At 65.4% G+C, this 14624-nt stretch carries 12 protein-coding genes; 3 read left to right on the top strand and 9 right to left on the bottom strand.

The genetic code is table 11. The annotated features are described in order from the left end of the window. Window positions 1–32: 32 nt before the first annotated feature. The 8 genes from ABFD92_12070 to ABFD92_12035 form a co-directional block, all read right to left on the bottom strand. Window positions 33–395: a hypothetical protein gene (locus ABFD92_12070; protein MEN6505272.1), complete on the bottom strand. Its 363-nt coding sequence runs from the start codon at window positions 393–395 to the stop codon at window positions 33–35. A gap of 79 nt (window positions 396–474) precedes the next feature. Further along, on the bottom strand, window positions 475–1875 hold the full coding sequence (locus tag ABFD92_12065; protein ID MEN6505271.1) for an SAM-dependent methyltransferase: 1401 nt from the start codon (window positions 1873–1875) through the stop codon (window positions 475–477). After that, window positions 1872–2117, bottom strand: coding sequence for a hypothetical protein (locus tag ABFD92_12060; protein ID MEN6505270.1), 246 nt, complete (start codon window positions 2115–2117; stop codon window positions 1872–1874). Before ABFD92_12060 ends, ABFD92_12065 begins: the two co-directional genes overlap by 4 nt. A 181-nt stretch (window positions 2118–2298) precedes the next feature. Continuing rightward, the gene (locus ABFD92_12055) at window positions 2299–3576 is read right to left on the bottom strand and encodes a 6-phospho-beta-glucosidase (GenBank protein ID MEN6505269.1); all 1278 of its coding nucleotides are present in this window, start codon (window positions 3574–3576) and stop codon (window positions 2299–2301) included. A gap of 40 nt (window positions 3577–3616) precedes the next feature. Then, the gene (locus ABFD92_12050) at window positions 3617–4417 is read right to left on the bottom strand and encodes a 6-phosphogluconolactonase (protein ID MEN6505268.1); all 801 of its coding nucleotides are present in this window, start codon (window positions 4415–4417) and stop codon (window positions 3617–3619) included. A gap of 37 nt (window positions 4418–4454) precedes the next feature. Beyond that, complete coding sequence (locus ABFD92_12045) at window positions 4455–4991, bottom strand: zinc ribbon domain-containing protein (protein ID MEN6505267.1); 537 nt, start codon at window positions 4989–4991, stop codon at window positions 4455–4457. Between the two features lie 20 nt (window positions 4992–5011). After that, on the bottom strand, window positions 5012–5980 hold the full coding sequence (locus tag ABFD92_12040) for a BadF/BadG/BcrA/BcrD ATPase family protein (GenBank protein MEN6505266.1): 969 nt from the start codon (window positions 5978–5980) through the stop codon (window positions 5012–5014). Further along, window positions 5977–7875 (bottom strand): GDSL-type esterase/lipase family protein, encoded by a 1899-nt coding sequence (locus ABFD92_12035; protein ID MEN6505265.1) that lies wholly within the window; start codon window positions 7873–7875, stop codon window positions 5977–5979. Before ABFD92_12035 ends, ABFD92_12040 begins: the two co-directional genes overlap by 4 nt. 226 nt (window positions 7876–8101) lie before the next feature. On the opposite strand from ABFD92_12035, the gene ABFD92_12030 reads away from it, so the two are divergent. Genes ABFD92_12030 through ABFD92_12020 form a run of 3 tightly spaced genes read left to right on the top strand, consistent with a single transcriptional unit; the run spans window position 8102 to window position 13095 of the window. Then, window positions 8102–8764 carry a TetR/AcrR family transcriptional regulator gene (locus ABFD92_12030; GenBank protein MEN6505264.1) on the top strand — a complete coding sequence of 221 codons (663 nt, stop codon included), beginning with the start codon at window positions 8102–8104 and terminating at the stop codon, window positions 8762–8764. Window positions 8765–8773: 9 nt separating this feature from the next. Further along, window positions 8774–10006, top strand: a complete 1233-nt coding sequence (locus ABFD92_12025) for an efflux RND transporter periplasmic adaptor subunit (protein ID MEN6505263.1) — start codon at window positions 8774–8776, stop codon at window positions 10004–10006. Continuing rightward, window positions 10003–13095 carry an efflux RND transporter permease subunit gene (locus ABFD92_12020; GenBank protein MEN6505262.1) on the top strand — a complete coding sequence of 1031 codons (3093 nt, stop codon included), beginning with the start codon at window positions 10003–10005 and terminating at the stop codon, window positions 13093–13095. Before ABFD92_12025 ends, ABFD92_12020 begins: the two co-directional genes overlap by 4 nt. Window positions 13096–13144: 49 nt before the next feature. On the opposite strand, the gene ABFD92_12015 is transcribed toward ABFD92_12020, so the two are convergent. Then, entirely contained in the window at window positions 13145–14404 is a 1260-nt protein-coding gene (locus ABFD92_12015) for a cellulase family glycosylhydrolase (GenBank protein ID MEN6505261.1), read from the bottom strand. Window positions 14405–14624 lie beyond the last annotated feature (220 nt).

Below are 14624 nucleotides of genomic sequence, written 5' to 3'. Positions count from 1 at the left end.
GAAAAATGTAGAAATCTGGCACAGCCTCGCCGCTACGGCACGTCCGCCTGCTCGCGACGCTGCCATTGCTTAGGACCCTGTTCAGCCAGCAGTTCGATGGCCCGGGCGATGTGCCCCGACGCCGCCCGCGAATCCTGGGCGTCCGAGGCGGCCTTGGCCTGATCCAGTATCTGCCGCAACCGGCGCGTCAGTTCCTCGCAGCGGTAAACTTCTGCCACCGGCGGAGCGACCGCCCCTACCGTGGCGTCCTCGGGAGGCGGGACCGGCGTGGGCGACGCGTTCGTCTGATTCACCTGTCCGGGAGGAACAGGCGGATACTGCGCCAGCACTGCTGCGAAGGCGCCCCAGGCCAGAACGGTCGCAACCGCAAGCGTCCAGACATATCGGGTATTCATGGCTCCTCCCCCTCTAAAGTGGAACTGGCCCTCTGGGCAGCCCCTGTTTCAGTCTAGGGGCTCCATCTGCGGAATCGGGTCACTTCAGTAACTGCGGACCAGCCGCTACGGTCATGGCGTAGAGCGTTCGCTGCGAGTCCGCGATAGGCTGGCGCCGGGTAACGCTGAAGAACTCCCCGAAGTGCTTCTCGAAGGCTTCCTGCGAGTATTCGCTGAAAACATCCTCGCGGCTGGCCAGCAGGCGCTGCACCTGGGAATCAGCCTTGGGGACGAACTCGATGACGAGCCGCCGCCCCAGGCTCGCCAGGTACCGGGCCACCTGACCAAGCGGCACGTTGTTGCCGATGGCCAGATGATGCACCAGCGCCAACGCCAGCACCAGATCGGCCGGGCCGCGCTGGGCCAGGCTCATCCGCTCCTGTCCCGCCCATCCGATAGCCGCCGACGGATTGGTCAAGTCCATCGCCAGCGGCAGAAGGTGCGGGTCTTTCTCGTCGCGCGCCTGGCGATAGTTGCTCTCGACAGCCGCAAAGTCCATGTCCATGGCCGCTGTGAAGATGCCGTGCCGCGACGCCAGGCGGCTGAACAGCCCCCTGTTGGCGCCGAGGTCCCAGACAGTGGCCGGCGCGGCCTCGCCGATCATCTCGTCCACGAGGCGCTTCTTGTCGGCCATCGCGGCGGGGGTGTAGTTGGTGTCGTCGTAATAGCCGGACCATGCGCTGGCGAAAGGCCGCCACTTCAATCCCGCGACCGTCGCTCGCAGATTGTCGAGCAGACCCATCAGGGCGCGGCGGCTCATGGGGCGAAGGGCGGCAGCTGGGGCAGCGGCGTCGTTCTGGTGGCGGCGCTGGCAGCGGGCGTGCGCGTGGAGGTGAATCTGCAAGCCCAGGCGCAGGCGGCTTGGCCAGTCCAGCAAGCGCGACGCCAAGTCCAGCGGCACGCCGTCGATATGCACCCGCAGCAGTTGTGTCAGGCGCATGTCGCGCCGGGCCGCCAGGGCCAGCGGCGCCAGGAAGTGCTGGCAGAACTGGCGATACGCCACCCAGGGGCGCGGCTGGGGCATGGGCTCGAAGCTCAGCGTGTCGATCAGCACCGGCCGCCCGCGATGGAAGGCGATGTTGTACGCGCTGGCGTCTTTGAGGGTCATTCCCTTTTCAACGGCGCGGGACTGAATCTCCAGCGTCGCCAGGGCGGCGTCCTGGAGTTGGCTGAAGCACCACTCGTAGGGGTAGGAGATGAAGTCTGCAGGTTGCGGCTGCAGCACCTTGTACGCCGGCGGCTCGCAGGCCAGATCGGCCGGAGCTTCCTCGTGGGCGAGCATGAGCCCGCGCCCGACCAGATCGTCACACAGCCCGGACTTCATCAGCAGGTCATAGTGCTGAGCGTAGCGATGGTTGACCTGGCGATACAGCACACCGTCGCGAGTGAACAGGAATCCGCTGGGGTCGCGAAAGGAGGCGGCCTGTCGCGGACCGCTCATTTAGGGCGCTCCTGCGTCGGCTGAGCGTGGCGGCTCTTGCCCCTGAACAGTCCCGCCACAGCCGCGACGATCTGCCGCAGAAACAGCTTGACCCCCAGCAGCACGCCCAGCAGCGTCGCGGCGACGACCTGCAGGATCAAGCTGCCGGTGCCCGGGTCGATATACGCCTGCGCCGGCTGGGGCGTCAGCACCAGCACAACGATCAGGACGAATCCCGCCAGGCACATCGGGCGTTTTGGCATGGAGGCAACCTCAAGTCTCAGCCGCGGCGCAAAGCTCCGCCACGGCAGCGTCTATCTTAGCATATCGACTTATTCGACGGGCTGCATGAACATCGAGGCCCATGAAGGCCGTTCGCTCGCGTCATCATTCCATTATTCCATTCTTCCCCCCTCTGTCCCTCTGCGTCTCTATGTCGAGAACTCAATAGGTCAAGCCATGGGCCGCGAGCATTTCGTCCACGACTTTCGTTGCCGCGTCCAGATCGCCCACCAGCGGGTGGTTCATCAGGGCCCGGATTGCGGTCGTACGGCTGCGTGTGACGGCGGCCTCGACTGTGAGCGTTTCGTATGCTTTGACAGCCAGCACGAGCCCGCGCCACGCCAGGGGCAGCGGGCCAACGGGGATGGGCGCGGCGCCGGCGGCGTCCACTCGGCAGGTGACTTCCACCACGGCGGCAGGCTCGATGCCCTCGACGGCGCCGCGATTGGGCGTGCTGACGGTCAACTCGGCGCCGGTGTTGTCGACGATGGCCCGCATGGTCTCGAAGGTGATATTGGCGTAGCCGCCCCCGCCGCGGCGCTGGAGGGCGTCGGGCTTGTCGCTGCAACTCGGATCGGCGGCCTGGTCAAAGACCTGCCGCTCGATCTCCTCGATATCCTGCGCCCGCGTTCGCGGGGCGGCCTGGGCGTGCTCGACCATGCGCCGCCGGTGCAGGAAATAGTGGATGTACGCGATGGGCCAGGCGCCCAGGGCCTCGAGCATGCTTGCCCAGTCGAGACTGTTCTCGCTGCCCTCGGCTCGCATCTGGGCGATCAGTTCGGCCATCGCTGCGGCGGAGACATCGCGGCCACCGGCGATGAACTTATGCACGAACCCCAGGTGGTTGAGCCCTGCGCAGTAGGTTTTGAGATCCGGATACGTCCCGGCCAGACGGCGGACCATATCTTCCTGGATGCCGGGCATGCCGCTGCACAGGCCGATGATGCGGGCGCCGCTGTGGCGGCTGACGGCTTCGGTGATGATCCCGCTGGGGTTGGTGTAGTTGAGGATGAACGCCTGCGGGCAGACGCGCTCGACGCAGCGGGCGACGTCGAGCATCGGCCCGATCGTGCGCAGGGCCTTGAACATCCCGCCGGGGCCGGTGGTCTCCTGCCCGATGAGGCCGTACTTGAGCGGGACCGACTCGTCAATGTACCGCGACTTCATGCCGCCGACGCGGATCTGCGTGATGACGAAATCCGCCCCCGAAAGCATCGCCTCCAGTTCCAGACCGCTGTGGAGCATGACGTTGCAGCCGGCCGGGTTCAACATGCGCTGCGACAGGGCGGCCATGATCCCCAGCCGCCGCGCGTCGACATCCACCAGCCGCACCTCGCCCACTGCCAGCCCGGCTCGCGACTGCGCGATCAGTCCGGCGATCAGTTCAGGCGTGTAGCTGCTGCCCGCGCCAACGATGCAAACGTTCAATCCGCTCTTCATGGTTGTTCCGTTCTCGCAAAACTCACCACAGAGGCATTGGTCAGTTGTTTCCCAATCCGACAGCGGCGGATTCATCCAGCAGCACCCGCCCGCCGATGGCGCGGAAGATCAGGCTCGCCGGCCAGTCGCTGGTGTAGTCGCTGCAGGCCGCGAGGCGGGCGACGGCCGGGGCCTTGTGCGCCCCGTGAATCACCAGCACGACCTGGCGCGAGAGTTCGATGATCGTCTCGACGCCAACCGACACGCCGTGGCGAGGCACCTCGTCGAGCGACTCAAACTCGGGGAACGTCCCGAGGTTGTCGCGTCGCGTCGTTTCGGCCAGCGTGATGATCCGCGTGCGCGAGTCGGCCGGCGCCGGCGGGGCGTTGAAGGCCACGTGCCCGTCGCTGGCGCCACTGGCGGTGAGGAACAGGTCCACGCCGCCAGCCTGGGCGATTTGCCGATCGTACGCCGCCGGTTCAGCCGGGTCCGGCAGCCACACATTCTGCAACGGCACCTGCCTTTGGGCAGACAGGCCGACATTGAGTACGTCGCGAATCTCCCGCAGCGCGAATCGCCGGCAACTGTAATGTGCCTCGTCGTCGCAGTGCGTGAAGGCGCCCCGCCCGTCGGGCAGGACGTAGTTGTCCATCATCACGATGACCACGCCCGAAAGGTCCGCCTGCGCCGCCGCAGCCAGTTCGCCCAGCGCGTCATACGTGCTCTTAAGGCTCCGCCCGCCGGGGCAGCCCAGCAGATACCGCCGCCCCGCCGCAGCGCCCTCGGTCACGCCGGCGAGGATCTCCATCGCCAGCGACTGCCCCAGGATCAGAGCATCCGGAAAGATCTCCACGTTCACCACTGAGTCAGCTCGTCCAAGGTTCGACCGTCTCATTCTTCTACCTTGCCTTGAGGCTCTCTTCAAAGCGAAACGCATCGGGCATCGTGGCCAATAACGTCAGGAAAATGACCGCCTTGAATATGGCTCCTCCAATGAACGGCCAAGTGTAGAGGTCTTTCATGATGATGAACCATACAGTGCCCATTTCCAGCAGTCCCACCAGAACCAGCCCAATAATTCCTGCTATGACCCTGTATCTCTTGGATACTATCGCCAAGACGACAAACGTTAACGCCAGGAAGGCATTCTCTCCCAGAACCCACCAAAAAGAATTCTTGGGGCTCTCCCACCTGATCAGGAGCCAGGCGATCATGAAAAAAGCTGCGAGGAAGCTGGGGCCCATCATTACCGTAAGAATAATACCTGTTCCGTTGCGCGGCTCGTTAGCGCCGGATTCTTCCAGTGTTCGTTGTGTGAACGCGACGAATTCCTCCGGCTCTTTCACAATTCTCTCTATAGGCTTGCCGCACTTCTTGCAGGCTTGGGCCTCCTCGTCATTCCGCGTTCCGCATTGAAGACAAGATATCTTCCCCATGACGCGATCCTTTCTCTGGTTCAGACCTGTGCCGATGCGTCTTTCCACGACTGGAGCAAGTGCATAAAGAATGCTTTGGGATCAATCCCCGCCGCAAAGGCGGCCATCACGGCGGCGCCGCACTCTGGGGGCAGTTGGGCTCGGATGACTGACGCGGCGGGCTTGTGCTGGTGTACGCGCTGCGTGAGGCGCTGCCAGAAGGTCGCTCCCGCCTGGGCGATCACGCCGCCGCCGAAGGCCACCTCCGCGTCATTGCGCCCGGTCTGGGCGATCATCGCCGAGGCGGCGATGGCGTAGTCGTCGATCGCCGCGGCGACGAGCTTGGCGGCCGAGGGTTCGCCGGCTTCGAAGGCGTCGAAGACCACCTTGGCCAGCGTAAACATTCGCGTAGCGTCAGCGTGGCGGCGCCAGACGGCGGCGGCGTACTGGCGCGGCGTCAGACCCAGGTGCTGGAGGATCGTGTCCCGCAGCGCGCTGGGCTTGGCGCGCCCGTCGATCATGCGGGCTACCAGCGCCACCGTCTGCACGCGGATGTCGTAGCACTTGCCCACGTCGAGGCTGTCGAACAGCGTCTCGTGGCCGTAGTCGCTGCGATACGCCGAGGTGAACGACGAGCCGTGCTGCCACAGGGCCGCACCGCGGGCGGAGCTGGCCCCCCACAGCGCGACGATCCCGTCGTTGACGAGGATCAGCCTGCTCTTGTCGACGCCCAGCGCCTCGGCGATGGCCGCGTGCTGCATGGGGATCTCGTCGTCGAAGTCCACGCCGTTGAGTCCCAGGCCGATCGTCAGGTCTTCGCTCTTGACGCCCGCGGCGGTCCGCAGCGACTTGACCAGCCCCTTGAGCACGCGCAGCGGCTGCGGAGCCGGTTCGGCAAAGATGGCCGAGCCTTCGGTCTTCTCCGCCGCCAGCACCTGCCCCTGCTCGTCGACGGCCACGCCCGCCGTCTTGCTGGCCCCGCCGTCGATGCCGATAAAGAAGTTGCTCATGCGTTCACCAGGAAGTGAATGATGCGGCAGGCGGCGCCTTTCGAGGCCGGGTTCGACTGGCCGTCCATCCACATAAATAGTTCATGCCTGCCCGGCGGCAGATCGTCGTCGAGCATCGCCGCCCAGGGGATATGAAGCCACTGGCTCCATTTTGTATACAGGTCTAACGTCCGCCGCGCTCCGCCGTCGATGCAGTAGTTGATGATGCCCGCGTCCGGGCCGGCGGCCACGAACAGGCCAACGGCTGTCCCGCTGAATCGCAGCGATAATTCCTGCCACGGTGTTGTCGTCACCAGGGCTGGAACATCTGAAAAGCCCTTTCGCCCGCCGACGCCATCGGAAGGCTTCCACCGTTTGACGATCTTCCAACCGGCACTGCGCTTTGCCCGACTGATATCGACCAGCCCCGCGCGGCCGTAGCTGCGTTTGTCGAGCGGCCTGGGCATGGCATGCGGGCGCGGTTTGACGGTCTCGATCGGTTTGGCCCACGCGTCGTCGAACAGCCGCTCAATCGAGCGCGCGTAAAGCTCGTGGCCGAAGGGCGAGGGGTGGCAGTCGCGAAAGTCGGACCATTCAAACTGCCCGGCGCTGATGCGGTCGTGAACTTCCTTGGCCAGGTTGATCGAGGGCAGGCGGTAGTGCCGCGCCACGCGGAGGTGGCTGACGATCACGGGCGGCATCTCGTTGCGTGCCAGGACCGGCAGGTACCGCGCATCAATGAAGCAGAGAATGACGATATCGGCGGCCGGACTGTGCCGGCGGACCTGCTGGATGATGCCCTCCATCGCCCGCACGCGGGCGCGAGCGTCGCGCTCGTTGTGCAGGTCGTTGACGGCCGCATCGATGAACAGCAGGTCGACCGGCCCGCGCGCGAGCACGTCCCGCTGCGTGCGCAAGGCGTCGCCGGTGGAGTCGATGGAGCTGATCCCGGCGTTGACGAAGTCGAACTGCGTGTCCGGGAAGCGTGCCTGAAGGTTCTTGCACGTCAGGTCGCGCCAGCCGTTGGGGCTTTCGGTAATCGACCCGCCCAGGAAGGCCACCCGGGCGCGATTCTTCTTTTCGATAACAACGCGGCAGTTGTCCAGCCCGCCGCGCAGGTCGTGCCAGACCCTGCCGCGGATGCTCTCCAGCGCGACGGCGGCCATCCCCGGCGTGTGTCGCAGGATGAAGTTCACGATGGGCGCGGGGTCTTTGAGGCTGTGCGGGTGATGCTCGCAGCCGGGTTTGCGGATGACCGTGATCGGCCCGCCCAGCTCGCGATAGCGCTTCTCGACCACGTCAGAGTTCTCGGCGACGGGCACGGCTGTGTCGGCCTCACCGATGACGTGCAGGATCGGCACGCGCGCTTTGGCCAGCGAGGCGAGGTTGTCGACGGGGCTGCCCTTGAACGTTTCGGCCGTCGCCTCGCTGAGACGGTGGGCGCGTTTGCACTGGCGCCAGTCCGGCGGCGACCCGCGACCGGCGCCTTTGCCGCCAGGCCAACTGCAGATGTCGCACACCGGCGCGTCGCCATACATGCAGGCGACCCTATCGGGGTTTCGGGCGCCCCAGTTATAGATGATGAGCCCCCCGCGGCTGAAGCCTTCCAGAACGGCCTTGGCGGCAAAGCCCAAGTCGCTGGTCAGGAACCTGTAGAACGCGTTCCAGTGCCGCACGGCCGCGGCGTTACCGTGCAGCGGCGCGATGTCGCTCATGTGGACGATGTGGTATCCGCGCCGCAGCAGGGCGATGTCGGTCTGGGGCTCGTGCCCGAAGAAGATCGCCCGCCAGACCCAGGGTCGCCCGGGGGCTTCGATGTCCGGCGCGACGATGAGGCACTGGTGTCCGCTGCAGCGGAAGCTGTAGCAGTCGAAGCCCTGCCAGGACGATTTCGTACCGGGATACTGCATGATCATGGGATTCTCCATAGCAGCGGCCATGATAGACCGCGCGCGGCGGACAGGCAAGCGCAGGGCCGCCCGGCGCCATTCTGGGTGCCATGGCGACTGTTGCCCTGGTGGTCGTCGCCGATTGTTCTTTCCGGGCTGCAGTCGGGGCGAATATTTGCCGATGCGTCCTCGCGGCCGGCGTGTTATATTCCAGTATTCAGTACTGACCGGTCAGTTTTGACTGGAGCATGCCATGGCCCGGCGCGACCGCCGACAGGAAATCATGGACGCGGCGGAGAAGCTGTTCACCACCCGCCGTCTGCACGAGATCACTCTCGACGACGTGGTCAAAGAGGCCCGTGTCGGCAAGGGCACCGTCTACCTGCATTTCAAGGACAAGGACGATCTGTTCTTCCAGGTCGCCACCAGCGGGTTCGACCAGATGTGCGCTCTGCTGCGCCGCAACGTGCCCAAAGACGCCCCCTTCCCGCGCCGCCTCCTGGGCGCGTGCGGGCAGATCAGCGAGTTCTTCCTTCGACGCCGCCAGTTGTTCCGCATGATGCAGTCCGAAGACGCCCGCATGTACTGGTGCAAAGGCGCCATCCGCGATCGATGGCTCCAGAGCCGGCGCAGCCTCGTGGCGGCGGTGGCCGACATCATCGCCGGCGGCGTCAGCGAAGGGTCCGTCCGCCCCGACGTGGCGCCTGAGGCGCTGGCCCATTTCCTCCTGGGCATGCTTCGAACGCAGGCCCGCGATCTCGAAGACATGTTCAAGCCCGCCCACGCGCGCAAGCTCGCGGTCGAGTTATTCTGCAACGCCGTCCGACCCGCCGACCCGCGCCCGCGCGCCCCGCGGCGGCAGGGCAAACCCTCACCACCCAACCGGCCCGCTGCCCCAGGGGGCGCCGAGGCGTAAGGAGTTCGTATGAAAAAAGCCATCGCTATCGTCCTCGCCCTGGCCGCACTTGCGGGGCTGGGCTGGCTGATCTACCAGCGAGTGCAGCAAGCGTCCGACGCGCCCAAGGGGCGCCGCGGCGGCACGCAGGCCGTCCCCATCGAGGTCGCGCCGGTCGTCAAGGCCGACATCCGCGACGTTGGCGATTTCAGCGGAACCCTCCTGCCCAACGCCCAGTTTATCATGGCCCCGCGCGTCGGCGGACTGCTCGTCAAGCTCACTGTTGACGTCGGCGACAGCGTCCAGCCGGGGCAGCTCATCGCCGCCGTGGACGATGAGGAATACGTTCGCCAGGTCGAGTCCGCCAACGCCGAACTCGACGTCGCCAAGGCCACCGTCGAAGACTGCCAGACCCAGCTCGACGCGGCATCGAAGCAGTACAATCGCATCAAGACGGTGTACGAAAAGAAGCTTGCTTCGGAGCTTGAGTTCGACACCGCCGAGGCGGCCTTCAAGAGCCAGCAGGCCAAGTGCCGCCTCGCCCAGGCGGCCGTGGCGCAGCGCGAGGCGGCCCTGAAGGAAGCCCAGGTGCGCCTGGCGTACACGAAGATCCACGCCGTCTGGCAGGCGGAGGAGTCCGCCACGACCCGCGCGGCCACCCAACCCCGCGTCATCGGCGAACGATTCGTTCACAAGGGCGCCATGCTCTCGGCGAACGAGCCCATCGTCTCGGTGCTTGACATCAGCACGCTCAAGGCCGTCATCACCGTCATCGAGCGCGATTATCCCAAGCTGCATATCGGCCAGGAGGCGATCATCGACACCGACGCCTTCCCCGGGCGCACGTTCACAGGTAAGGTCGTGCGCATCGCCCCACTGGTGAAAGAGACGTCGCGCCAGGCGCAGATCGAGATCGCCGTGCCCAACGACGATCGCGTTCTTAAGCCCGGCATGTTCGTCCGCGCCCGGATCGTCTTTGCGGTGCATCGCCAGGCGACGGTGGCGCCGCTGTCGGCCCTGGTGCGGCGCAACAACCACCGCGGGGTCTTCACGATCGATCCCAAGGAACTCAAGGCCGTCTTCGTTCCGGTGACTGAGGGGATCGTCGAAGGCCAGCAGGTAGAGATTCTCCAGCCCGCCCTGGGCGGCCAGATCGCGGTGCTCGGCCAGCACCTGCTCAACGACGGCGCCGCCGTGATCCTGCCGGGCCAGGCGGGCGAAGGGTCGTCCCCGGCTCCTCGCAAGAAGGGGGCTCGTCCATGAAAATAGCCCACCACGCGGTGAAGCGCCCGGTGATGACGACGATGCTGGCGCTGGTGGTGATTCTGCTGGGCGGGATCTCGCTGTCGCGCCTGCCGGTTGACCTGATGCCCGACGTGACGCGCCCGCGCATCAGCATCCGCACCACGTATGAGAACGCCAGCCCCGAGGAGATCGAGCAGCTCATCACGCGCCCCATCGAAGACGCCGTCAGCGCCACCCCCGGCGTCGAGGAGGTCACCTCGACCTCCAGCGAGGGCAACAGTTCCGTCCGCGTGTCGTTCAACTGGTCGGCCAACATCGACGAGGCCGCCAACGACGTCCGCAGCCGCTTGGACCGCGTGCGATCGCGCCTGCCGGAGGAGGCCGAAACGCCCATCCTATGGAAGGCGGACCTGGCGGGCTTCCCGGTGCTGATCCTGGGCGCCTCGAGCGACCTGGACCCCGTGCGCATGCGGATGATCATCGAGGACCAGATCAAGGACCGCATCGAGCAGGTCCCCGGCGTGGCGGCGCTGGACATCCGCGGCGGGTTGATGCGCGAAATCCGCGTCAGCCTCCTGCCCGAGAAGATAAAAGGCCTGGGCCTGCCCCTCGACGGCGTCATCGCCCGGATCAAGAGCGCCAACCTGAACCTGCCGGCCGGGACCATCGACCGGGGCAACTATGAAGTCACCGTCCGCACGCCCGGCGAGTATGTCGACGTGGAGGAGCTGAACAACCAGGTGATCGCGACGCGCGGTCCGTCGCTGGTGCGCCTGCGGGACGTGGCCGTAGTGCAGGACACTTCGCAGCGCGTGCGCCAGTACGTCCGCGTCAACGGGCGCAGCGGCGTGATGATGTCGGTGACCAAGCAGAGCGGAACCAACACCGTCGACGTCGTCGACGGCGTGCGGGCGGAGATCGACCGCATCAATCACGACTTTCCGCAGATCCACCTGGTGCCTATCATCGATTCCTCCGATTACATCCGCCGTGCTATCGCCAACGTCGGTTCCAGCGCCGTCTACGGCGGTTTGCTGGCGGTGATGGTGCTGCTGCTGTTCTTGCGGAACATCCGCTCGACGATCATCATCGCCGTGTCGATCCCGATCAGCATCGTCGCCACGTTCGGCCTGATGTACTTCGGCGGCATGACGGTCAACATCATGACTCTGGGCGGGTTGGCGCTGGGCGTGGGCATGCTCGTCGACAACTCGATCGTCGTGCTGGAAAACATCTATCGCCTGCACGAGCAGGGCATGGCCATCGAGGAGGCGGCCATCGAGGGCACGCACGAGGTCACGGCGGCAGTCTTCGCCAGCACGCTGACGACGGTGGCGGTATTCCTGCCGGTGGTCTTCATGCAGGGCATGACGGGCATCATGTTCATGCAGATGGCGTTGGTGGTCAGTTGCGCCTTGCTGTGCTCGCTGGTCTCGTCGCTGACCATGGTGCCGATGCTGGCGGTCAAGATCCTCAGGCTCCAGAAGATGCAGAAAGGCTTCATCGCCAGGCTCTACCGCGCCAGCGAACGATTCTTCATCTCGCTGGAGGAAGGGTACAAGGGCATGCTGCACGTCAGCCTCGCCCATCGCCTGATCGTAATCATCGGGGCGGTTGCGGCCATTGGCGCCAGCGTGCTGCTGGTGCCTCTGGTGGGCAGCGAACTGATGCCCGCTACCGATGAATCCGAGGTGCGCATCACCGCCGAGATGGAGGTCGGGACGCGCCTGGACATCGTCAACGAGCAGATCAAGAAACTCGAAGCGATCGTCGCCACGGTCGTCGGCAAAGACGCCCAGAGCGTGGTGGCCTCGGTCGGCGCCGATTCCTGGCGCGGCGGCAGCAGCAGCCGCGGCGAAATGCGCGTCTCACTGGTGAACGTCTCGCAGCGCACGCGGTCCAGCGAGCAGGTCGCCGAGGAATTGCGAAAGGCCCTGGTGCGGAAGATCCCCGGCCTGGACGTCCGCGTTCGCACCGGGCAGGGACTCATGGGCCGCCTGATGGGCAGCAATGACGAAAAACTCGAGGTCGAGGTTCGCGGGCACGACATTCCGACGGCCGACGCGCTGGCGGCGCGGGTCGCGGGGCTGGTCGATTCGGTCGAAGGCGTCACCGACATCAAGATCAGCCGCGAGTCCGGAACGCCCGAAGAACTGATCGTCATCGATCGCTCGAAGGCGGCCGATCTCAAGCTGACGGTCCAGCAGATCGCCGAGATGCTCCAGACGCTGGTCTCAGGCACGCAGGCGGGCTACTACCGCGACGCCGGCAAGGAATACGACATCCGCGTCATCCTGAAAGACGCCGAGAAACGCGACCTGCAGGACATCCTCGACCTGACGATCACTAACGCCGAAGGTCAGCCGGTGGCGCTGCGCAACGTGCTGAAATCGGCCCCGCGCCTGGGACCGGTGCTGATCGAACGCGTCAACCGCCAGCGCGTGGTGACGGTGCAGGCCAATACCGGCCAGCGCGACATGGGATCGGTCATCGCCGACGTGCAGACCAAGCTCGCCTCCGTGCCGGTCCCGCGCGACTTCACCATCGCCTATCGCGGCGACTACGAAGAGCAGCAGAAGAGCTTCGGCGAATTGTTGCTGGCCATCGTGCTCTCGCTGGTGCTGGTCTACATGGTGATGGCCTGCCAATACGAATCGCTGCGGGATCCGTTCGTGGTGATGTTCTCGGTGCCCCTGGCCGTCATCGGCGTGGTGCTGACGCTGCTGCTGACTCACACCACGTTCAATATGCAGAGCTACATCGGTTGCATCATGCTCGGCGGCATCGTCGTCAACAACGCCATCCTGCTCGTCGACACCATCAACCTGCTGCGGCGCCGCGACGGCATGGAACTGCGAGCGGCCATTGAGGAGGCGGGGCGGCGCCGCCTGCGACCGATCCTCATGACCGCCCTGACGACGATCCTGGGCCTGCTGCCTTTGGCGCTGGGACTGGGCGACGGCGGCGAGGCCCAGGCCCCGATGGCCCGCGCCGTCGTCGGCGGACTGGCCACCTCGGCTCTGATCACCCTGGTCTTCGTGCCGGTGATCTACTCGATCTTCGAGCGCAAAGCGCACAAGACCCCGCTGACAGACCCGGTGGATTAAGCCGCTGAGGTCGCCGCAGACGCTGAGGCTGTAAGAAGTGGACGAAATGCTACTGCCCGCCGCGGGCAGGCTGCGTGGCAGGCGACGAGGCCGAGGCGGGCTGAGAGGCGGCCACCGCTGGCGATAGCACCGCGGCGCCTTTAGGGACACTGGCGCCCAGTGCGGCGGCCGTCTCCGTGTCGATCAGGCGCTTGCCGTCTTTTTCGTTCAGCACGCCGAACTCGCTGCAGTAGTCCCACATGGCCCAGCCGATACCCTGGCTTTCCAGAATCTCCCGCACGTCTTTGAGGTACCGGTTGCGGTCTGCCGGCGGGGCAAAACGCCCGAAGCAGCCGAACTCGCCACACAGCAGCGCCACCTTGTGGCGCCGCGCCCAATCGACCGCGGGCTGAATCTGCCGCTGCAGGCGCTGGCGGTTCCACCGCTCCAGCCCATAAAGCCGGGCGTATGCCCGCGGGCCACCCTCGGCAATCGACGCCAGCAGCGGGGCCATGATCTCCGGCGACGAAGGGTACGGGATGTTCTTATAGTTGTGAATCTGCCACATCATCCAGTTCGCGCTCTGGTGCGTGAACTGAACCGGGTCGTAGAAGTGGAAATCGTAAACCACGTTGCGATCCTGGAGCGGCTGACCGGAGACGAACCCGGCGATCAGATTCCATCGTCCCCCGGCCCGCATGTTGGACGAAGCGATAATCGTGTGCCGCGGCGCCGCCTTGCGGATACGGGCCGCCACGACCGCCTGAAGCACGTCCCACGCACGCTGATTGTCGATCGAAGGTTCATTGAGCACCTGGATGAAGACGGTCTCGGGGCTTCGCCTGGCCAGATGGGCGGCGAACGTTTCGCTGAACCGCACAAAACCCTCCGCCCACGCGCGATCGGTGAAGAGTCGGAACTTGGGCTCGTCGTTGAAATACGGGCACACGATGACCGCCAAGCCGGCGGCCGCTATCTTGTCCAGCGCCTCGTCCAGCAGCGCCAGGTGTTTTGCGTTCAGTTCAGCAGGCTTGCCCGCCACGATCAGGGCCTCGGGATCCACCGGCACGCGGACGTACCGAAACCCCATCTGCTGGATCAATCGCAAGTCGTCAGCCGTCACGTGCGACTTGTATCGCTTCTCGTCGGGCGGGAGCTGGGCAAACCACATCGACAGGTTCAGCCCTCGCGTCAGCCGGGCCAGTCGCGAGGCGGGTACGCCTTGCGGCGGCGCGGCGGGCTCATCGGAGCGGGAGCCGGCACAGATGATCATGAGGCACCCGATGGCCACTGCGGCCGCACGCGCCTTCGAGTATCTACCCCAGTTCATCGCTACTCTCCCCGACAGCAGGTTATCCCTCATCGGCCTCAACGAACGCATGATACGGCTGGCCGCGGAACGCCGCAAGCCGCAGCAGCATCGGCTAGCCCAACTTCCGCAGTTGGCGACGTAAGTGCTTTATTATCAAGGGCAGCGCCCTGAAAGTCTTCACTACATCGCTACGAAGCAGTCAGCGGCGGGGGCATGATCTTCATCCTCGACGGCAGGT

The sequence above is a fragment of the Planctomycetaceae bacterium genome, assembly GCA_039680605.1.
GTDB lineage: Bacteria > Planctomycetota > Phycisphaerae > SM23-33 > SM23-33 > JAJFUU01.
Note: the sequence above shows the minus strand (reverse complement) of the source record. Positions and strands in the feature narration are given on the sequence as shown.

What these genes read in the sequence shown, in the direction of transcription:
- ABFD92_12070 (MEN6505272.1), bottom strand. Translation starts at nt 395, where the DNA reads ATGAATACCCGATATGTCTGGACGCTTGCGGTTGCGACCGTTCTGGCC.
- ABFD92_12065 (MEN6505271.1), bottom strand. Translation starts at nt 1,875, where the DNA reads ATGAGCGGTCCGCGACAGGCCGCCTCCTTTCGCGACCCCAGCGGATTC.
- ABFD92_12060 (MEN6505270.1), bottom strand. Translation starts at nt 2,117, where the DNA reads ATGCCAAAACGCCCGATGTGCCTGGCGGGATTCGTCCTGATCGTTGTG.
- ABFD92_12055 (MEN6505269.1), bottom strand. Translation starts at nt 3,576, where the DNA reads ATGAAGAGCGGATTGAACGTTTGCATCGTTGGCGCGGGCAGCAGCTAC.
- ABFD92_12045 (MEN6505267.1), bottom strand. Translation starts at nt 4,991, where the DNA reads ATGGGGAAGATATCTTGTCTTCAATGCGGAACGCGGAATGACGAGGAG.
- ABFD92_12040 (MEN6505266.1), bottom strand. Translation starts at nt 5,980, where the DNA reads ATGAGCAACTTCTTTATCGGCATCGACGGCGGGGCCAGCAAGACGGCG.
- ABFD92_12035 (MEN6505265.1), bottom strand. Translation starts at nt 7,875, where the DNA reads ATGATCATGCAGTATCCCGGTACGAAATCGTCCTGGCAGGGCTTCGAC.
- ABFD92_12030 (MEN6505264.1), top strand. Translation starts at nt 8,102, where the DNA reads ATGGCCCGGCGCGACCGCCGACAGGAAATCATGGACGCGGCGGAGAAG.
- ABFD92_12025 (MEN6505263.1), top strand. Translation starts at nt 8,774, where the DNA reads ATGAAAAAAGCCATCGCTATCGTCCTCGCCCTGGCCGCACTTGCGGGG.
- ABFD92_12020 (MEN6505262.1), top strand. Translation starts at nt 10,003, where the DNA reads ATGAAAATAGCCCACCACGCGGTGAAGCGCCCGGTGATGACGACGATG.
- ABFD92_12015 (MEN6505261.1), bottom strand. Translation starts at nt 14,404, where the DNA reads ATGAACTGGGGTAGATACTCGAAGGCGCGTGCGGCCGCAGTGGCCATC.